We start from the raw sequence: 18,179 nt of genomic DNA, 5'->3' as shown, positions 1-18,179 counted from the left end.
GGGCTTAGACCTCGTAATTCAGTATGTTGAAGGCGCGGTAGTACTTGTCGTCATGGAGCTGACCGAAGAGCTCTAGCGACGCGCCAGTTGCCAATGCATGGGTGTAGCTTCCCGGGAAAAAGAGAACGGTGGGCGCTTCTTTCGCGGTGCTCTGTAGATTGTTCAAAACGTTGTGTGAGCGGATGTAGGGGTACACTTCACCAACGCCGGACAAGAAGATGACGTCGTGCGGTGTGGCTTCGATTGCCTTTCCGATATGCGGGACGAGGTGAGCCTTTGGGTCTAAGACCCCCTGCAGAAGTTCCTTGATCTCACCCTTGCTGGTGTCGGCCTCAATCTCGAGCACCTCTTCAAGGATCCCGCGTTCTGAAAGGATATCGAGTGCAATATCAAAGAGGTTCAAATCCAACACCCGGGTACCGGAATGTTGAAGGCGAGTGACGAGATCCTCGCGATCTTCGACCATTGTGAGCCCTTCCTCTGCGGGAAAGGGATAGATGAAGAATGGGACTTCGTTTCCGAGGCCTTGCTTAGTGAGGAAGCGCTCACTTCTGATTACGCGATAGAGATGCTCGGCGCGCTCTTTCCGGTTTAGTTCACGCATCAAATCAGGCTCCCTCGACCGGAACACTGGGGAATATGGTCAGTTCGCTGGGGTTGGTGGCTTCAATCATGTGCCGCACGCGGGTTGAAATGACAGCCGTCTGAATGCGATGATCTTCTGAGATTATTCCGGCCTCACGCATTATTCGGAACATGATCTGACGAAGCTTGAGGCGGGTTGATTGGCTCAGACTGGCCAAGTCATCATCCCATTCCGCTTTTGCCTCAAGAAGAATGTCAAAGCTTTCGAGGGGCAGTTCGAGTTGGTAAGCAAGGTATCGATCCCGCACCACTTCGACGGCAAATTCACGTATGAAACGGTAGGCTCGGCAAGTGGCGACCCAGAGAAGCGCTTGTTGTTCAGAGCGGTCAGCCTCATCCAAAAGGTAAGCGCGCTCGTCGGTTGTTAGAGTAAGCAGGCGATTCGAGATTTCACGCAAAGATCGGCGATTCGATGCTGACTTTGGCAGGCTCGTTGCGCCTTCCTCCATGGCCCTGAGAATCGTGTCCTCCCAAGACTCTCCATCGACATGCAGGCGCGCGACTTCCAAGCTTTCGTTATGGAAGAGACCCCCGGTGCTGAATGACATTTTGTAATCTTGTTTGGCCGAAGCACTCATCCCATCCCCTTGAAGCTCGTCTTGCTGACGAGCTCACGTAGCCCTTCTCCAGCGGCAGAACTAGCCTGATCGCGGCGAGTCCACGGAGGAGAAGCTTTCACAAATTGATCTAGAGATGTGAGAGCATCGCGCCAAGATATGTTTCAGCAATCTCAAGAGAAATTCAGAACCGCAGTAGTCATTTTACAATCATTTATCTGCGTTGAGGTAATCCTCCACCTTCTCGATAGTCCTTCTGCGCGGCCTGCGGCCAGCTCTTAGATCAAGAACGAACCGAGGGTCGCCCACGGCACGCCGACCGAACCGCGTCGCCGACATGTGCGAATCCTTCAGATGCCTCTCGATGCGATCCAGCAATTTCATGGCCTTCCTCGACTCACTCAACGCTTGTGTTCCTGTTTTGTTCTTAGTAGGAAGGTTCCATCGAGTCTAGGAGATTTCCTTCTCTCCTGAGACCGTCAGAAGGAACGACACGATGGAACATGTCAGAGAGGAGCTCGATCGCCTGATCCAGCAGCGACGGCTCGGATATTCCTCGATCTCGCGGATGATCGGACGAAACTCGTCCTACATTCAGCAGTTCATCAAGCGCGGCTCGCCGCGAAAGCTGGATGACGATGACCGGCGCACGCTTGCCAGCTTCTTCGGGGTCGATGAGCAAGTGTTGGGCGGACCGCCCGTACCCATGCGTGACGGGTTGATCGAAATACCCGTGCTCAATGTCGATGCGTCGGCGGGCTTTGGAGCGATTGCCGAAAGCGAGACCGCCCATACCCGCTTCGGTTTCGACGAGCGCTGGCTTGCCCGGCTGACCCGGGCAAAGAGCGCCAGTCTCTCGATCATCCACGTCCTGGGCGATTCCATGGAGCCGACACTCAGCGATGGCGACGAGGTGCTGGTCGATGCGTCGGACCAGGGTTCGCGGCTACGTGACGGCATCTACGTCCTGCGCGCCGACGATGCGCTGGTGGTAAAGCGCGTGACGCTCAAGCCAGGTGGCCGCAAGATCACGATTAGCAGCGATAATTCGGCCTATCCCAGCTGGGATGATGTCGACCGGTCCGAGATTCAGGTGGTCGGCCGTGTCATCTGGTTCGGACGCGCTGTCTGATCCTACCGGATCAGAACCCCGCAAAACGCGCGCGATGCTTGGCAACGAAGTCCGGACGGGGGTGATCCCTGGGATCGACCGGAAGCCTGATCTTCTGTCCTGAAGGCGGGAAGAGCTTCAACAGGTCGGACGGCACCTTGTTGTGCGATACGAGCAGGCAAAGGTTATCGTCGAATGTGATGAGATGTCGGTCGAACAGCCAATGGGCCGTAGCCGAGAGTGCCACGCCGTTGGGTACCACGTCGGGTCCGCCATCGGCGACGGACCAGATATGTGCCGCCTGTGCCTCAGCTTTCCCGCCACCATTGATGATCCGCAATCCCGTGACGGCGCAGGTGCTGTCATAAGCGTCGAGAACCTGATTGCGGAAACTGGCCGCCCGGATCTTCTTGTTCACCAGGATCTGCTCGATCCGGCGTTCGCCAAATTCATCGGCCAGCAGCGCGGCGGTTGCGTCGTCGATATACCGCTCGTCGAGCTCGAGCCTGATCCGGTTGTCCGGGTCGAGCGTCTCGCTCAGCCCCTGATTGACGATGGCGACGAAATCATCGCCATCGAGCGTGCGCACCGATTTGCCGCGCAGCGTCCGTCCGGCATCGCCAGGACGGGCCATCTCGCGAAGGAAGCGTTCGGCAAAGCGTCCGTCCTTATCGCGGTAGGAGACCACATCATCGAAGGGTAGATAGTCCCTGACGCGCGCGTAGTAATGGGTTGGATCAGCCTCATCGGGATCGATCCGCTCAACGAATGCAGTCGCGATGTAGGCCATCCGACCGCCCGACACGCGGGTTTCGCGGTAAAGGATCCAGTCGTTTTCAAGCTGGCGGGCTTGAGGAAGATATTGCGAGGGAAAATGATACCGCTCGGTAATGAGGTCGTCGTAGCGCGAATTGCCGCTAATCTCGAAAACACCCTTCACCGGCAACGCTCCGCACCTCTCGAACAGGCATCGTGCCTGGTAACGCGGAAATCGTCCAGGCTGTCGGTGATCAAATACCGATTTCGAAAGGCTTTACCCTTTCCTTGGTGAGTTCGGGCTTGTCACTTGCAGGCGATGCGCTGCCAACATCCTTGTCTTGCGATAGGCCCTTGGCAGCTGCCGCCTTGAGCCTTTGCGTTATTACGAGGGCCGATGCTTTCTCGCCGCTGTTGGACTTGATGGCCCGGCCGAGTTTCTCGGCATTATCTGCAATCAGCGTAAGGCCGTCGCGAAGCCGCGTGATCGTGACCAGGAAGGTCTGCCGATTGGCGAGATTGCGCTCGCGGCTGTCCATGACCGCGATCCCGCGATCAGAGGTCAGTCCCTGCGCCATATGCGCATTGAGGGCATAGGCGAGGTCCATGCGTTTGAGCATCGGGTCGCCGCGGCTCAGGCGGAGCTCCTTGCCCGCTGATGTCTCCACCAAGACGCCCTTTGTGTCGATGACCAAGATCCTCGCCTGGTCGGCGTTGAACAGCCCGCGCTTGTGGTCATTGTCGGTCCAACGAATCTTGTCACCCTCAATGATGGACAGCGATTTGCGTTCGAAGAGCGACAGCCGGCTATCGTCTGCGCCTGGTCGTAGACGCGCGGGATTGAACTTGCGAACCCGCCCCTTCCTGTCCTCAAGCACGAGCTGCTTGCGCGCATGGTCGATGGTCTTGACGGTGTAGTCGCCCTTGGAGAGCTTCTGCGTGCTGTCGCGCGAGCGAAAGTTGAGGACCATGCCCGGCTGATATGTGCGAAGATAGCGCAGCTCCTCGTGTGTCACATTCACTCGCGAATGAACGGTCAGCCGGCCCGATCGTGGGCCGAGCTCGCCATTTGCCTTGAGTCCGCGCTGGACAGCCTCGTTGACCGCAGACCGTAAGGCTCGACTCGACGCGTAGATCGACGTCCGATCCCGATCCGCTAGGCTGAGCGAAAGCCACTTTTCGGCAGCAACAATCGCACTGTCCCCGCGAGCCTCGATGGTTGAGGGAGCAAGAGCCTGGAGCGCATCGTCGATGCGTCCCTCCTGCGCGGCGGCCTGGGCTCGCCGCAGGACGGGATCGCGGCCGCGCAAATTCACATCCATGTTGGCGCGCTCGATCCCGGCCTGTTGGACGAGGTCGAAAGGCTTACCGGCATCGACGGCGCCCAGCTGTCGCTTGTCGCCGACGAGAACCAGGCGCTGGACTTCGGCAAGGTTCGCCAGCCGTACCAGCTTGGACTTGTCCTCGTTCGACACCATCGATGCCTCGTCGAGCACCAGGACATGGTCTCCGAGCGCGCTCCGAGCCTCACTAAGCAACGTGGCATTTCCCGGCTCGTGCAGAAGCCTGCCCCATTGGGCGAGAAAGCGGGCGATGGTCATCGAACGGATGCCAGTGTCGCGCTCGAGCATCTGGACAAGCGTGTTCTGCACCGCGAGCCCCAGAACCTGCTTGCCTTCCTCGCGGAGCAGCTGGGCAACCGGCTTCATCACGCTGCTTTTGCCCGCCCCGGCAATGCCCTGGATCGCTACGATCCGGTCACGCGATGAGAGCACAAGGCCCGCCGCATCCTCCTGCCCTTCGTTGAGCGAAATTCCGTGGTTGAGTGCGGCCACAGCCTGAACCCGTTCTGCGGCGTCCGATCGATCCAGGATGGGCGACACCGCACCTCGTCCCTGGTCGACATTCGCGAGAATGGTACTCTCAAGGTCCAGCGCCTCCCGGCTCGCCAGCCAGCCCTTATGGTCGCCTTTGCCGGGCTCGAGAGCACCGCTTCTGACGAGTGCGTTCACACGGGTTTCGACGTGGCCCACCGTCGTCGGTAGCCCAAAATCGAGCGCCGCCTTCAGCAATCCCTTACGGGGAAAGGCTGCCTCGCGCTGCGAGAGATGACGCACCGCAGAGGCCACGGCCTGTGCAGCCGCAATGGTCGGCGCATCCTGCTTGAGGACATGGGCAGGGATTAGTGGATCAGCCGGATCACCCTTGATCCGCTGCGCGAACTCTCTCAGCTTCGCAATCCCGCGCTGAAGAAGGCTCCCTTCTTTCGAGCTGGGAATGTCCTTCGTTGCAGCGCGCATCTGCGACGCATCGATCAGACCGGCAAGGTCAATTCCGACTTCCCGGGCTTTCTGCCGCCACCCATCGAGAAGGCCATCTCGGTCCCTGACGGGCGCCTTGCTCTTCCTTGTATCGAGCACAGCAATGTCGCGGGTTTTCGGAGTGTTCTCACCCAGCTGGCGTACCGCGTCGAGGACTTCTTCGCGCCGCGTCGAAAAGGCCATGACCTGCTGGCGGGCAATGCCCGCTGCTTCGAAGTTGCCATGCTTCCCAACCGGCCCAGCCTCGTAGCCCATCTTCTCGACTGCCAGACGAAAGCGCGCCATCGTCATCGAGTTGAGCAGGGTGTTGAACGACCAAAGTTTGTCGTTGCGAAGCGCGCGCCACTTTCCGTCGCTGCCTTGCGTGACATTCGCCACGACCGCATGAAAATGCAGGTTTGGCTCCTGGTTGCGGTTGGTGTCGTGCTGGAAAAGACCAATCGTCAGGTTATCTGTCGCGACCTTCCCGTAACCAGCCTGACTGCCCATCCGGGTCTGTGCCGCGTTCTTTTCTGCCCAGCGCAAGGTCTCGATGACGGCCTCGCGGTAAGCATCGATAATCCGCTGGTCGCCACCCACCAGCGCGAGCAGCGACCAGCTTTTCGGGAGCGAGAACGTGAGGTCTGTTCCCGGCCTGTGGGCCTGGCCCGCGTTGCCGACCTGGATACCACCGGGAAGTTCTCCCCGCAGCAAGGCATCGAACTGCTCAGCGCTGACCCGCCCCTCAAGGCCAAGTCGTTCCGCTCCCTTCCCGACCCAGGTTCCGGAACGATCGGCATCGGCGCCGGTGTAGTAATTGTCTGCCGCGAAATAGCTCGCGGCAGCCGAAGGCGAGCGCACATTGGCGACGGAAAGCATTCTGTCTGGTCCTCGTCACGGCTCCCCTCGCGGCCAGGAAATCCCTCCCCATTTGCCTTTCACATGTCGGGCTCGAACTCGCCGAAATCCTTCTCCGGAGGATCTGCGACCGCACCTTCACGCAGGTCTTTTTCGACCGGTGTGAGAGGCTGGCGACCGTTATCCGCCGCACGGCCTCGTGGAGTCGAACCGCCCTTTCCACCTGCCTCATCGCCGGCGGTTCCTGGTTCGGACGGAAGCTGTTCCGCGCCCATTGGTGGTGCATCCTCACCGGTTCGCACGGCGGCGAGAGGTAGCGTTGGACCCGCATCCAGATGAGTATTGGAACGGGTCTCGGCACCGAGATCACCAGCAGCGCGCCCTGGGTCCAGCTTTTCAAGCGGCACAGGCTCCTGCCGATCCTGCGGTTCACCGGCGATACGGCGCTGTCCCTCCAGGTCGAGTTTGAGCTGCTTTGAATCGACAGGCTTACCGGCACCGTCGTCGTTCGACGCAGGATGCCCATCACTCGGTTTCGAACCCGGTTTTGCTTGGAGCGTCGCTGCCGCAGGACCTTGGCCAGGCTTTGTGAGCGGTTTCTCGCGGGCGATGAAACCCTCGGCGATACGGCCACGCGTACGCGGAATGAGCGAAACCGGCGCAGCGGGGAATCCGTCAGGAAACTTGATGTAGGCCGACAGTCGCGGAAGGTTCATGAACTGGTCGGGCAGGAGCAACGGCTCGATCTGCCGCCTGGGCGTCAGGCTGACTGCATCGCGCGCATTGTTGTACCCGTAGCTGTAGCCTTCTTCCATGTCGCGCACCTGCCGGTGGCCGATGAAATCGGAGCACCAGATCGCTGTCTCGCGATCGGCCGTCGCCAGAATAAGCTTGGTGCGCGCAAGCGAGGACAACGTCATGGCCATGTTCTCGCCATAGACTTCCTTGAGCTTGGCAAACGCATGCACCCCGGTGACGATCGCTCCGCCGAAGTTACGCGCCGTTTGCAGCCCCTTTTCAAGCGCCGGTAGTCGGTGAAGGGCACCGAGCTCGTCGATCAGGAACCACATCCGCAGGTCCTGCGTGCGCTCGAGCGTCATGAGCGTATTCATCGCCGTGTCGAGCCATAGCGTCAGCAATTGCGAGGAGATGCTCATGTCGACATAGCGAGCAGAGAGGAACAGGATCGAGCCTGCCTGGCAGTCGCCTTTGACCCAGTCGCGGACCGAAAAGCGCGGTCCGGATGAGGGCAAGAGCCTGAGCACTTTCGCGTTCGCATTGAACACCGCGCGGATCGATTCCGCCATGCGGGCCGCCTCCGGAGCGGTCAGCGGGTCGGCCATGGTTCCTCGCATCAGCTTATGCACTTCGGACAGGTCAGCGGTCATCAGACGCCGTGCCAAGGCCTCGTTGGTCGCTGTGCCGGTGCGGGCAAGATGGAGACACATCTCGACGAACAGCATGCGCGCCGCGAGCACCCAGAATTGTTCTGAACCACCGCCGTCATGGGGCACGAGCGCTTCGGCAGCGGCGTGAAACTCGGCTTCCGTCGTACAGTCGTTGAACACGCTCCACAGCGGGCACCGCACGTCGACAGGATTGAGAATGATGTCGCGCGCGGGATCGTAGAAGGCCTCAATGAAAGCCCCTGTGAGGTCGAAAATGACCGCGCGCTGGCCGCGTTCACGTGCTTCGGCAACAAGTTCGGTGAGCGCCACGGTCTTGCCGGTTCCGGTTGTGCCAATAAGCATGGCGTGGCTCTGCTCGAGCCGCCACGGCCAGCTTACACCGGCAAGATGTGCGGGTTGGTAGTGGCCCGCTTCGGCGAGCGCCGACGAGCTCGCTAGCCGCCACTTCCAGCCGAACTTGCGTCCCAGTTCCTCGGCCCGGAATGCTTTGTTGTGACGCTCGATTTCTTCTTCGAGTTCGTCGAGCGAAACAAGCATTGCGCCGCGCTCGTGCTTGCGCTCCTTCGACCGCCCGCCAAAGCGCTCGGCGAACCACCAGAAGAATACGAAGGCCGGGATCAGCAGTACCGCCGAGATCAGTAATCCCTGCTTCACTGCCGAACGAAACGCCTCGACCGCCTCGCGCATTGGCGGGAACTCGCGAACGATGCCAAACGGGAGACCGACCCTTTCGCCGTCAAGCAATTCAAGGTTGACCAGTTTGGCCGGATCAAACTCCATGAAGGCATAGAGACTGGCGTAGATGTGCATCCAGACCAGGTAGATCTGGTGATCGCTCAGAGCCGACCGCACTTCCCAATAGCAGGTGCCGACCGCAACCAGGCCGGTAACAATCAGAGGACCCTTCAGCCCCGCTGCAAACATGAAACCGAAGTGGCCGAGCAGTTGGCTCCCGCGGGTGAAGTTCAGGAGATTATGCTTCATGGGAATGGCCTCCCATGTTCGCGTTGACGGGGAGGCCAAGACGCTCGAGGCGTCGCCGGTACGCCTCGTGAGTACGGTCGCGCAAACTCGCGTCCGAATGGCTGGCCAGTAGCGCATCGAGCGCCACCGAAATGAAGATTGCCTGGCGCGCGGGATCGAGCCCTGCGGGGCGTTCCTTCGCCTCGTTATCGCGCTGCCACGCTGCGACGATGAGGTCACGGATAAAGACGCTGACACTGACGCCATGGTCCGCGGCACACTGGCGAACCCAGTTACCTACGGAGAGAGATACGAATGTCTGAAGCCGATCTTGTCGGGTCATGAAACAGGTTCCTTGTCGGGCCGACGGAACCTGGCTCACCTTGCGGAAGGTGCTGATGAGAATAAATCGTGAACAACTCGCAGTCAATCGAAAGATTCAGACAATATTTCAGAGTGATAGATGGATGTGAGTTGTCTGCGGATCAGCGCAAAGCCGCTCTACTCGCAGACGGGTTGATTTCGCCCAAAACCACATTTTTTAGCAATAACAGAGAGATAAATCCCGAAATCGCGGGGTAGGGTGTGCTCCTTTGTTCCCAAGTGCGCGAGGTGGTCCAGGCAATGAGGGGGATTGATCAAGGACGACCTTTCCCGATCTCCACGTTGGAGCGCGAGCAACCGGGGCTCGCAGCTCACCGCATGCAGATCGAGAGCATTTCAACGCCTCCAGGCAAAGACAGCACCTGCGAAAAAGGCAGCGGCCAAGGGTGCGTGGGAAGCAAGGCAAGCGGGGCATGTCGCGTGCCCTAGCTTCCCGCCGCCCGACCCGTTGCCGGTTCGCAAGTGCGCGCGGGGCCCAAGAACAAATTTCGCCGCGCCCTCAGGAGCGCATCTTTAGATGCGCGGGACAGAGTGCGTCCACAGCCCCGCTCCATTTATCGGGCGCCGCCGCATTGCGGTGGGCGGCCGTCAGAGCAACCGACCGAACCGGGTTTTTGTGCTTGATTGGACTATTCGGCGAACAAGAAAAAAGGGCAGGAACCGTTCCCGGCTCCCGCCCTGTCGGTAGTCTCAGAACTCGTCGAGCATGCCGCCGTGGACCGTGTGGACCACCCGCGCTGCGAGATGTGCTGGCAAGATGTTGTAGTCACCCTCGTCGAGGGCAAAGTACCCGAGCTCGTCATCCTCGATAACGTGCTGATCGAAGAAGCTGTGCAACGCTCTCTTCTCGGCTGTTTCCAGAGCCTCGAAATAGCTCCGTGACGGAAGGGCACAATGCATTGAATAAGCCATGATAATCCTCCTGATTTCTGTCGTGAGACGACAGGAGGTGCGCGCGATGGTCTTGTGCATCCCGGGTCAGGGATCGCCCGAATGGGCGACCGCGATAGCGGCGGTGGGGGTAACGATTTTGTTCGCTGCCGGATGCAAACCGGTGGCGGGCAAAATGGTGGGGCCCCGCCGTCCTTGAGGCGGGAGGCGCAAGGCCATCATGCTGGGAGAACCGTGAGCCAGGACCCACCACCTCCGCCCCAATATCGAACGCCTGCTGGGTGCGAATTGCCTTTCCTACACCCTGATGATGCGCACATGGAATGAACCGGGGAGCAGATCCGAGGGGGATAGAAGGACAAGTAACATGCCCCGAAACAGGAGCGCGATTGCAGCCCTGCAAAAGCTCGAAGCAGACCGCGAGGCGCTCGACGCCAAACAGCGCGAACTTGAAGTGCAAGCGGCAAAAGAACTCGGCGAAATCATCTTGGGAAGCGGCCTCGAAAGCTTCTCGAAAAAGGGCCTGAGGAAGGTTGCCGAAGAACTCGGGAAACTCGGCGAGGACGCCGCGATCGAGAAACTGACGGGGCGTGGTGCAACCCGTGCTTCGCATGCAGCGCCGGGAACCCAGTAACCACCGAAGAAGAGGCCCTGCCGCTTGCGGCAGAGCCTCTTCGTAAGGGGGACGACCGGCATCGATGTCAGTCGATCTCGGGAGCCTCGGTGTTGTCGTTGTCGTCGCTCGAACCACTACCGCGGGAGAGGAAGTCGACCTTGTCGGCGAGGATTTCGGTGCCATAGCGCGTGACCCCGTCCTTGTCCTCCCACTGGGTGTAGTGGATGCGGCCCTGGACCGATACCAGCTGGCCCTTGGAGCAGTACTGCCCGACGGTCTTGGCGAGGCCGTTGAAGCAGGTCACCCGGTGGAACTCGCTTTCCTTGGCGGTGTAGCCGTTCTCGTCCTTGTAGGTCTTGCCATCCTTGTCGCGTGCGGGGCGATCGGTGACGACGGTGATCCCGGTGACGTTGGTGCCGCCCTTGGTCTCGCGGGTTTCCGGATCGCGGGCGATGCGGCCAGTGAGGATTGCGATATTGGTCATGATGATAGTCCTTCAGTTTCTCAAACCGGAGACCATCTCCGGCTTGCGAACATCTGAAAGAAGCAGGGCATGGGAGGACTGCACCGCAGGAGCGAAGCTTCAAGGGAAACCTGTTCATAACGGGTGGTGCGGGCAGGCAGCGCAGCTGCCAACACGGCCGGAAAGGAACGGGTTGTCGTCCTCAGCTGCCCTGATTCAGGACTGTTCGCGAAGAAAGCCGGATGGGTACCGGGTGCGGGTCTGAAGGTGCCGTGACCAGCACTTGCAATCAGGCTTCGCCCTCGCCCTCCGATGCCACCAGGAGATCTATGAAGTTGCGGGCTGCTTCCCGATCTTCCTCGTTCTCGAACGCCACATCGAGATCGGGGGCGGACCCGAACATGTGCAGGAATGACCACAGCGCAAAGCGCTTGCCCCGGTCCTCCTCAAGGCCGAGATCGACCCGGCAATGCTCGATGCCGGCTGACCACGTGTCGGGGGCAACCCCGGAGAGGTCGGTGGTGGCAAAGTAGCGCTGCAGCAGATCGTCAAGTTGCATGACCGGTTCATAGCCGGGTCGGCGCCGAATGCACATCCAGGCAATTCAGATGAAGATGATGAAGGGCCCCTCAGGACCCAGGAGAAGTGCCCAAGAGGCCGCGACGATCGACCACGGTGATCCGGCGCGTCTTAGCATCGATCACCAGTCGTTCGGTGACGCCATTGCCCGGAAAGGCGACGACATAACGCGGATTGAGCGAAAGCATTTGCTCGTTGCGCTTGAACCCGGCGCGGGCACCAAGCCGACGATCGAGCGCATAGGTCAGTTGCTGCACTTCGCGGCGTTCAGCCCAACTCGCGGCCAGGCGATCGGCTCCCTTGCCGTCGCCGCCATGGACCAGAAAGAGATCGGGAACCACATCGCGAACCTTGTCGAGCGTCGCCCAGATATTGTCGGCGTAGACACGCGCATCCTCGGCGCTCTCGAAGCTCTGGCGACCACCGGCGAAAACGACCGGAGTTCCTTCCGGAATCAGAGCGTGACGCCGGTTCTCAGCACGTGCGCGGAGGAAATCGCGGGCATCGATTACGGCCGAAGTGAGATTGCGCGAATGGCTCGCGCGCGACCCGGAAACGGGCTTCCACGAGGAACCGGTCTCGTCGCGGTAAAGTGCTGCCGCTGTCTCGCGCATCTGCTCGAAGGCCAGCATGCTGGCTTCGGCAGCCTGCGCGCGCTCGACCTGCTCTTCAAGGTTGCTCGAATGCACTTCGGAGCCATCGGCTGATGCGAGGAGGACCCGGATTTCGTCGCTGGCCCGGTCAAGCTGAGCGGACTTCCGGCTGGCGGCACGGTGGAAGAGGTTGACCACGCCCCAGGCAATGTCCTCGGCATCGGCCTCGAGGGCCGTGTCGGAAAACATCGCGAAGAGGTCGGACCAGACTGCGCCAAGCGTCTGGTCGATCGCGTCCTCGCAGGGAAAGTCGGTCGCGTTGAAGGGGGCCGGCCTGATGCTGAGGCCTGAAAGGTCGAAGCCGCTCAACTGGTTGATGAAGCTGTCGTACATGGGGTGTCTCCTGATCGCGGGGACAAGGAGATGAGGCACCATTGCCTCGACCCTGTCCGCCGGAGCCCGATCAGGGCCGGGACAAGGGGCGAGACGCACCGCGTAGCGGGAAACCTGCGGCCCTAGGCTGGCGCGGGTAACACGGGCCGACGGGCCGCAGGTTGCGGCGCGCCACGACCGGCCCAAGGGCCTCTCCCGGCGGTCAGGGACGAGGCAGGATCAGCAGTCGGTGTCGCAGTTGGATCGGGAGCGCTCGAAGATCGCTTCGCCATTCGAGAACCGCCCGACCAGGCGCAACTCACCGAACAGGTCGATGAACCTTCCCGACACCTGGCCAAGCCAATGCCGTGCCCTTGCAGTTCGTGGGACGTAGAAGTCCGCCTCCCAGTATCGGGCATCGTCGCGTTCGGCGAGCCAGATCGCGGCGAGTCCACAATAGGTCGATATGCCGCAATCAGCGAAGGCATTGCGCAGGAGGATGCGATCTTCGCGGCCGCGCCATCCATCGAAGCGCTCGAACGAAGGAAAGGCCGCTTTCGCGGCATCGATGACCTCGTCGACGAGGCACTCGTAGACCCAGTCGATATCTTCGTCTTCGCCGTCATCGAGCAGGCGAAAGGCCACCACGGAGCCGGTAGGATAGCTGACGGAACGTCCCATCTCACTGCTCCTCAGGCTGCATCAGCGAGATCAATGTCGGGATCGCTTTCGCAGGTGTGGTGACCCCCAAGGTCAAGCAACAGGCTGGCGGCTTCCTCGGCCTTGGCCGCGGCGGTGAGGATCGCGCGCTCGTCCGATTTGAGGATCTGGAGCCAGGACGCGATGTAGCTGGCGTGATGGTCGAGGTGGGTGACTGGAAGCCCCAGTTCGGCCCCAAGAATTGCTGAGGACAGTTCAGCGATCAGTTCCTCAGCAGCATAGGCTTCGCTGCCGAAGCGGTTCTTAAGATCGCGATCGAGCCGCGAAGAATGCCCCGTCCAGTGCGACAGCTCGTGGGCGAGTGTTGCGTAGTAGTGGTCATAGGCTTCGAAGAGTTCGGCTGGCGGCATGGTGACCCGGTCACGCTGCGGCTCGTAATAGGCCTGGGCTCCATGATGCCGCAGGTCAGCGCCGATCTCGGCAAAAAAGGTATCAAGCCGCTCTTCGCGTCCTTCGGGCTCCAGCGCGGCAATGAGTGGCTTGGGATGGTAGAACTCGGGGAGGCCGTCGCACTGGTCGGCATTGAACACGGCATAAGCCTTGAGCACGCGCCGGTTCTCGGTGTCAGCTTCGCCTTCGGCGTTCTCGACCTCCTTGGTGTAGCTCTTGTAGAAAATCGCGATGGTCGATTTCTCACCCTTGCGGACCTGTCCGCCGAGCTGCTGACACTGGCGGTACGTCATCCAGTAGGGCGAGGCGTAGCCACAGCCATCGGCCACCATCCACAACCAGAAAGTGTTCATGCCGCGGTAGGGTGTCCCACAGCTCCGCAAGGGTCGCGAAACCGGCACACCGCGCCACGGCTTGATCCAGGGCTTTGTGCCTTGCTCTAGCTTCTCGATGATTGCGGCAGTGATGCGCTGAGCGGGCGATGTCGAAGCAGTGCGGCGGGAATTGGTCATGGGAGTTCTCCTGATCGCCGGGACGGACATGCCCCGGCTCAGGAAGAGCAAAGCTCCCTCCCCTCTAAGGGGCGACGGTTATACTCTCTCCATTCAGATCTGGGGGGCACACGCGAGCCTCCCTAAGCCCGACGTTCCGCCACACTGGCACAAGCGATTTCCTTCAGCTTTCAGTACCTTTCAGCAACTTGAGCTTTCACGTCCATCGCGGATGTCGTATCTAATGTCAGGATATTATGTTAATATATTGACATTGTCAGAATATACACGTAATGATCCGTCGCAGGAGGACGGGATGACCGACGGCCCATTCAAGAATTTGAAGCTCGACAGTCGCTCAAGGCGGTTTGCGGAAGCTGTACAGAATGAGGCTGAAGATCATGACACTCGGTGTGCACTGGGCAGCGATGCCATCGTGAATGGTATCTTGTCAGGAAACGACGGACTGATCCGCGACCTGCAGAGTTATGGTGCGGATGGGCAGCTTGATCTCGATCCAAAGGGATCAATCAAGGGTATCTTCGAAAAACACGATAAGTCGGAATTTTCGGATGACCTCCAACGTGAAGTCGCCATGAGGCTGCACGATGGTGAGAGCTCTCGCGATGCAATCGACAAGGCTTTGAACGCATGTGTCGAAACCAATATCGGCAAGACGCTCACCCGTATTCAGGAAGCTGGGCTAGAGGCGCACCGGGAAGGCCCGATGCACAGAAACCAGCTCGACCGTCTCAATGAAGGATTGGGCGAAGTCTCGAAGAGCCTTGACCGTGCGCGCATTCAGGAGGCCGTGAAGAGCTGCGATAAGAACGCGTTCAAGCTGGACCTCAAAAAAAGAACCGGTCTCGATGACCCAATTCTGTGATTGTAATGAGTGAATTTTCTAAGTTTTCTGAACGTGACCTAACCATACTTGAGGCGGGGCAAGCGGTTCCGCGTCGAGGCGCGAAGGGGCGCGTTTATGCGACCATCGGCTCAGAGATTAAGTGCGATAAGGACATCTTTGACAGCTACCGCCATGAAGGCTGGAGCAACATTCATCACGACCTGTTGATTGTCTGCGCGGCCGTCGAATTTGCAGATCGCCGCTGGGGACGCGGCAGTGCACATTGGGCACGGCACTTTCATGTGACTGTGCCCGTGATTGAGCTTGCGACCTGGCAGGATGCGACTGTTCAACAAGGCCTTTGCGATACCCTGCGCCATCTGACTGGTGACGAGTGGCGTTTTAGCTTCGTCCGCCATGAGGGCGCAGCAACAAGCAAGCCGCGACAAGGCCCGCTATTCCCGAACCAGCAAAAGGCGTTCGCCATTGCATACAGCGAAGGCTTGGACTCGCTAAGTGTTTCGGGCCTCTACAACGAGAATGACACTGCCGTGAGCGTGCGTGTGTCGAAATTCAAGCAACGCCTGCGCAAAGATGAGCGGCCGTTCGACCGCCTGCCCTTTGATGTGAAGGTGAAGCCGAATCCCGAGAACAGCGCCCGTTCGCGTGGTTTCAAATTTGCGGCGGTGATTGCAATCGCCTCTCAGCTGTCAGATGTCAGCCGGATCATTGTGCCTGAAAGTGGACAGGGCGCTCTGGGGCCTGTGTTGCTCCCCCTGCTCAACATCTATCCAGACTACCGGAACCACCCGACTTTCTTCAGAAAGATGGAGCGCTTCATAAAGGCGTTGCTTGGTATCGATCTCACCTATGAGCAACCGCGCCTCTGGCATACCAAAGGCCAGACCATCGCGGCGTTTTTGCAAAGGCCAGGCGTAAAGCCCCAGCACGTGATTGATACCCGCTCGTGCTGGCAGCAGCGGGCAAACGTGCGCGTGGGAGGGAAAGTACGCCAATGCGGCATTTGTGCGGCGTGCCTATTGCGCCGGATGAGCTTGCACGCCGCCGGCGTTGTCGAGCCACCCGAGAATTATGCCATTGCCAATTTGCGGGCCGCGCGATTTAGTGATGCCCTGCCGAAGCAAAACAGCTTCAGGGCCACCAACTCCCTTTACGATTACGGCTATATGGGCGCGCGGCACCTGCAACAACTGGCCGATTTGGCCAGTGTGCCAGATATCGCCCTGAAGCCTCACGCATTCCCAATCGCTGAAGCCGTTGGATCGTCAGTAGATGCCGTGACCGGCCAGCTTAGGGACATGCTCGTGCAACATTCGAAAGAATGGGCAGCATTCGAGCAGGACCAGGGCGAAGAGAGTTTTCTGCAACTATGGACGAAGGGAGGTCGCCATGACTGATCTAAACGAGCTGACCGCACAGGAGATCGGTCGCCGCCTTCGCCTTGCCCGCGAAAGCGCAAAAATCCGTCAGGACGAAGCAGCCAAGGTAATTGGCATGTCTCGCCCCACCCTCGTTTCGATTGAAAAGGGGGATAGGCGGGTTCGCATTCAGGAGCTTCAGGCGCTTGCGAACCATTACGGGGTATCGGTGAATGCCCTGCTGCGCCGCGAGGCAGTCCATACTGACCTTGTGCCACGCTTCCGCCGACTGCGGGAAACCGAGGATGAGCATACCGGCGAGGCAGTGCAACTGCTGAATGATCTCGTTCGAGCTGAGGTTGAGTTGGAGAACATTCTCGGCATTGAGCGGCCTAAGAATTACCCGCCCGAAAGGGGCATCAACACTGGCGATGTCGTCGAATTGGCAGAACAGCACGCGCAAGAGCTGCGCGACTGGCTCGGATTGGGCTCTGGCCCAATCGCCGATATCTTCAGCTTGATGGAGTTGGATCTCGGCATCCGACTCTACCAGCGACGCCTGTCGAAGGGTTCGAAGGTGGATGCGCTCTTCACCTACGACCAAACTTTGGGAGCTTGCATTCTCTTGAATGCGAACTTCCCATTGGAGCGGCGTATTCAATCCGCAGCTCACGAGCTGGGGCATTTCGTTGGCACTCGTCAGGCGCCAGAAGTTCTGGAAGAAAATGAGAAGTTTCAGTCACGCGAAGAGCGATATGCTCATGCGTTTGGGCGCGCCTTTCTCTCACCGCGCAAGAGCTTTGAAGCGGCGTGGCGTCAGCTCACCGCTGGCTCTGAGATTACCCGCAGGCCAATCATCGTACAGGCGCACCATTTCCGCATTTCACGCGAAGCTTGTGTGAGGAGGCTGGAAGAGCTCGGACTTGTTAAGCGGGGAGCATGGGACAAGCTGAAAGCCCATGGTGGCATTACTGCCGCACAGGTGCGTGAAGTGCTGGGCGATGCTTCAAGTAAGCCCGACCCAGCAAAAGATGATGCAAACCGGCCGGTGTCCCATCGCATGAGCTTCATGGCCTACACCGCCTGGAAACGCGATCTGATGTCGGAAGGACAACTGGCCGAGCTTCTTAAAATCAAGCGGCTAGAGCTGCGCGCTCTGCTCGATCAAATGGAACTTGAGGAGAGCGAAACGGATGACCTGTTTAAGCTCCCTCTCTGATACGCTGATCCCATTAGTCCCCGATACGAGCGTGCTGATCAATCTGCACGCTTGTACGTTTGGCGAACAGGTGCTTCGGGCCATTCCAAACGACATTGTTCTGACTGAAACGGTGGTTACGGAACTCAACCATGAAACTAGTCACGCCAATGGCGAGAACGGGTTCATCCAACGCCTGATATCGGAGAACGTCGTCAAGGTCGTCCAGATGGATGATGCAGCGGCTCGTCTTTTCGAGACGATGATCTGTTCTCCCGGTTCGCTAGATGACGGCGAAGCAGCTACGATTGCAGTGGCGGTGTCACAGGGTTTTCTGCCCGTTGTCGATGAGCGAAAGGGTCGGGCACGAGCCCAAGACCTGATGAACGGCCAAGCCCCCGCTTGGTCGTTGGACCTTTTGGTGCATCCAGCGGTGCAGATTGAGCTCGTCGGTGACGGGTATATCGAGGCCGTCTATCTCGCCCTTCGAGAAGGTCGAATGAGGATTGATGATGAGCGCTGTGAGGCGGTTGCAAGGTTGATCGGATTTGAACGCGCCGTCGCGTGCAATAGCCTTCCGGGGTTCAAGAGTCGGAAGGGTTCTTGGGAAGCCAAATGACCAGCATTCTTGCGTGCTCTTCCCCAATCGATGATATG

Annotated in this window: 18 protein-coding genes; 6 read left to right on the top strand and 12 right to left on the bottom strand. The window is 59.5% G+C overall.

Annotated elements, in window-relative coordinates:
* Nucleotides 1-4 precede the first annotated feature (4 nt).
* The gene (locus GRF63_RS02610) at nt 5-604 is read right to left on the bottom strand and encodes a DUF1788 domain-containing protein (protein WP_160484442.1); all 600 of its coding nucleotides are present in this window, start codon (nt 602-604) and stop codon (nt 5-7) included.
* Nucleotides 605-608: 4 nt separating this feature from the next.
* On the bottom strand, nt 609-1,223 hold the full coding sequence (locus tag GRF63_RS02605) for a DUF1819 family protein (RefSeq protein ID WP_160484441.1): 615 nt from the start codon (nt 1,221-1,223) through the stop codon (nt 609-611).
* Between the two features lie 475 nt (nt 1,224-1,698).
* Here GRF63_RS02605 and GRF63_RS02600 point away from each other — a divergent pair, with 475 nt between their 5' ends.
* Nucleotides 1,699-2,334, top strand: a complete 636-nt coding sequence (locus GRF63_RS02600) for a S24 family peptidase (RefSeq protein ID WP_160484440.1) — start codon at nt 1,699-1,701, stop codon at nt 2,332-2,334.
* A gap of 10 nt (nt 2,335-2,344) precedes the next feature.
* Here GRF63_RS02600 and GRF63_RS02595 read toward each other — a convergent pair whose 3' ends face one another.
* The 5 genes from GRF63_RS02595 to GRF63_RS02575 form a co-directional block, all read right to left on the bottom strand.
* On the bottom strand, nt 2,345-3,253 hold the full coding sequence (locus GRF63_RS02595) for an HNH endonuclease (protein WP_160484439.1): 909 nt from the start codon (nt 3,251-3,253) through the stop codon (nt 2,345-2,347).
* 70 nt (nt 3,254-3,323) lie between these two features.
* Nucleotides 3,324-6,248 (bottom strand): MobF family relaxase, encoded by a 2,925-nt coding sequence (gene mobF / locus GRF63_RS02590; protein ID WP_160484438.1) that lies wholly within the window; start codon nt 6,246-6,248, stop codon nt 3,324-3,326.
* A gap of 59 nt (nt 6,249-6,307) precedes the next feature.
* Nucleotides 6,308-8,620 (bottom strand): type IV secretion system DNA-binding domain-containing protein, encoded by a 2,313-nt coding sequence (locus GRF63_RS02585; RefSeq protein ID WP_160484437.1) that lies wholly within the window; start codon nt 8,618-8,620, stop codon nt 6,308-6,310.
* Nucleotides 8,610-8,942 carry a hypothetical protein gene (locus GRF63_RS02580; protein WP_160484436.1) on the bottom strand — a complete coding sequence of 111 codons (333 nt, stop codon included), beginning with the start codon at nt 8,940-8,942 and terminating at the stop codon, nt 8,610-8,612. The genes GRF63_RS02585 and GRF63_RS02580 overlap by 11 nt, the downstream gene beginning before the upstream one ends.
* Before the next feature lie 731 nt (nt 8,943-9,673).
* Nucleotides 9,674-9,895: a hypothetical protein gene (locus GRF63_RS02575; protein WP_050599527.1), complete on the bottom strand. Its 222-nt coding sequence runs from the start codon at nt 9,893-9,895 to the stop codon at nt 9,674-9,676.
* Nucleotides 9,896-10,241: 346 nt separating this feature from the next.
* Here GRF63_RS02575 and GRF63_RS02570 point away from each other — a divergent pair, with 346 nt between their 5' ends.
* Complete coding sequence (locus GRF63_RS02570) at nt 10,242-10,508, top strand: DUF6437 family protein (RefSeq protein ID WP_160484435.1); 267 nt, start codon at nt 10,242-10,244, stop codon at nt 10,506-10,508.
* 67 nt (nt 10,509-10,575) lie between these two features.
* On the opposite strand, the gene GRF63_RS02565 is transcribed toward GRF63_RS02570, so the two are convergent.
* From GRF63_RS02565 to GRF63_RS02545, 5 genes are all read right to left on the bottom strand, one after another.
* On the bottom strand, nt 10,576-10,974 hold the full coding sequence (locus tag GRF63_RS02565) for a single-stranded DNA-binding protein (RefSeq protein ID WP_160484434.1): 399 nt from the start codon (nt 10,972-10,974) through the stop codon (nt 10,576-10,578).
* A gap of 268 nt (nt 10,975-11,242) precedes the next feature.
* Nucleotides 11,243-11,512 (bottom strand): hypothetical protein, encoded by a 270-nt coding sequence (locus GRF63_RS02560; protein ID WP_160484433.1) that lies wholly within the window; start codon nt 11,510-11,512, stop codon nt 11,243-11,245.
* Nucleotides 11,513-11,582: 70 nt separating this feature from the next.
* Nucleotides 11,583-12,518, bottom strand: coding sequence for a DUF2493 domain-containing protein (locus GRF63_RS02555; protein WP_160484432.1), 936 nt, complete (start codon nt 12,516-12,518; stop codon nt 11,583-11,585).
* A 219-nt stretch (nt 12,519-12,737) separates the two neighbouring features.
* Nucleotides 12,738-13,178, bottom strand: a complete 441-nt coding sequence (locus GRF63_RS02550; RefSeq protein WP_160484431.1) for a hypothetical protein — start codon at nt 13,176-13,178, stop codon at nt 12,738-12,740.
* An 11-nt stretch (nt 13,179-13,189) separates the two neighbouring features.
* Entirely contained in the window at nt 13,190-14,119 is a 930-nt protein-coding gene (locus GRF63_RS02545) for an ArdC family protein (RefSeq protein WP_160484430.1), read from the bottom strand.
* 295 nt (nt 14,120-14,414) lie between these two features.
* Between GRF63_RS02545 and GRF63_RS02540 the strand changes: the two genes are divergently transcribed.
* Genes GRF63_RS02540 through GRF63_RS02525 form a run of 4 tightly spaced genes read left to right on the top strand, consistent with a single transcriptional unit; the run spans nt 14,415 to nt 18,141 of the window.
* Nucleotides 14,415-14,984: a hypothetical protein gene (locus GRF63_RS02540; RefSeq protein WP_160484429.1), complete on the top strand. Its 570-nt coding sequence runs from the start codon at nt 14,415-14,417 to the stop codon at nt 14,982-14,984.
* Nucleotides 14,985-14,989: 5 nt separating this feature from the next.
* Nucleotides 14,990-16,363, top strand: coding sequence for a 7-cyano-7-deazaguanine synthase (locus GRF63_RS02535; RefSeq protein ID WP_160484428.1), 1,374 nt, complete (start codon nt 14,990-14,992; stop codon nt 16,361-16,363).
* The gene (locus GRF63_RS02530) at nt 16,356-17,543 is read left to right on the top strand and encodes a helix-turn-helix domain-containing protein (protein WP_160484427.1); all 1,188 of its coding nucleotides are present in this window, start codon (nt 16,356-16,358) and stop codon (nt 17,541-17,543) included. Before GRF63_RS02535 ends, GRF63_RS02530 begins: the two co-directional genes overlap by 8 nt.
* A complete protein-coding gene (locus GRF63_RS02525) occupies nt 17,518-18,141 on the top strand; it encodes a PIN domain-containing protein (RefSeq protein WP_160484426.1) in 624 nt (207 codons plus the stop codon). Before GRF63_RS02530 ends, GRF63_RS02525 begins: the two co-directional genes overlap by 26 nt.
* The last annotated feature ends 38 nt before the right edge of the window (nt 18,142-18,179 follow it).

Origin of the sequence: Aurantiacibacter rhizosphaerae (genome assembly GCF_009807005.1) — a bacterium.
In the GTDB taxonomy this organism is placed as follows: domain Bacteria; phylum Pseudomonadota; class Alphaproteobacteria; order Sphingomonadales; family Sphingomonadaceae; genus Alteraurantiacibacter; species Alteraurantiacibacter rhizosphaerae.
The sequence above is the reverse complement of the archived record's forward strand: the minus strand, read 5'-3'. Positions and strand labels throughout refer to the sequence as shown.

Bases quoted from the DNA above. Each gene is read 5' to 3' on its own strand.
- GRF63_RS02600 (WP_160484440.1), top strand. From the start codon at position 1,699: ATGGAACATGTCAGAGAGGAGCTCGATCGCCTGATCCAGCAGCGACGG.
- GRF63_RS02550 (WP_160484431.1), bottom strand. From the start codon at position 13,178: ATGGGACGTTCCGTCAGCTATCCTACCGGCTCCGTGGTGGCCTTTCGC.
- GRF63_RS02560 (WP_160484433.1), bottom strand. From the start codon at position 11,512: ATGCAACTTGACGATCTGCTGCAGCGCTACTTTGCCACCACCGACCTC.
- GRF63_RS02525 (WP_160484426.1), top strand. From the start codon at position 17,518: ATGACCTGTTTAAGCTCCCTCTCTGATACGCTGATCCCATTAGTCCCC.
- GRF63_RS02565 (WP_160484434.1), bottom strand. From the start codon at position 10,974: ATGACCAATATCGCAATCCTCACTGGCCGCATCGCCCGCGATCCGGAA.
- GRF63_RS02545 (WP_160484430.1), bottom strand. From the start codon at position 14,119: ATGACCAATTCCCGCCGCACTGCTTCGACATCGCCCGCTCAGCGCATC.
- GRF63_RS02580 (WP_160484436.1), bottom strand. From the start codon at position 8,942: ATGACCCGACAAGATCGGCTTCAGACATTCGTATCTCTCTCCGTAGGT.
- GRF63_RS02575 (WP_050599527.1), bottom strand. From the start codon at position 9,895: ATGGCTTATTCAATGCATTGTGCCCTTCCGTCACGGAGCTATTTCGAG.
- GRF63_RS02585 (WP_160484437.1), bottom strand. From the start codon at position 8,620: ATGAAGCATAATCTCCTGAACTTCACCCGCGGGAGCCAACTGCTCGGC.
- mobF (WP_160484438.1), bottom strand. From the start codon at position 6,248: ATGCTTTCCGTCGCCAATGTGCGCTCGCCTTCGGCTGCCGCGAGCTAT.
- GRF63_RS02570 (WP_160484435.1), top strand. From the start codon at position 10,242: ATGCCCCGAAACAGGAGCGCGATTGCAGCCCTGCAAAAGCTCGAAGCA.
- GRF63_RS02535 (WP_160484428.1), top strand. From the start codon at position 14,990: ATGAGTGAATTTTCTAAGTTTTCTGAACGTGACCTAACCATACTTGAG.
- GRF63_RS02610 (WP_160484442.1), bottom strand. From the start codon at position 604: ATGCGTGAACTAAACCGGAAAGAGCGCGCCGAGCATCTCTATCGCGTA.
- GRF63_RS02530 (WP_160484427.1), top strand. From the start codon at position 16,356: ATGACTGATCTAAACGAGCTGACCGCACAGGAGATCGGTCGCCGCCTT.
- GRF63_RS02540 (WP_160484429.1), top strand. From the start codon at position 14,415: ATGACCGACGGCCCATTCAAGAATTTGAAGCTCGACAGTCGCTCAAGG.
- GRF63_RS02555 (WP_160484432.1), bottom strand. From the start codon at position 12,518: ATGTACGACAGCTTCATCAACCAGTTGAGCGGCTTCGACCTTTCAGGC.
- GRF63_RS02605 (WP_160484441.1), bottom strand. From the start codon at position 1,223: ATGAGTGCTTCGGCCAAACAAGATTACAAAATGTCATTCAGCACCGGG.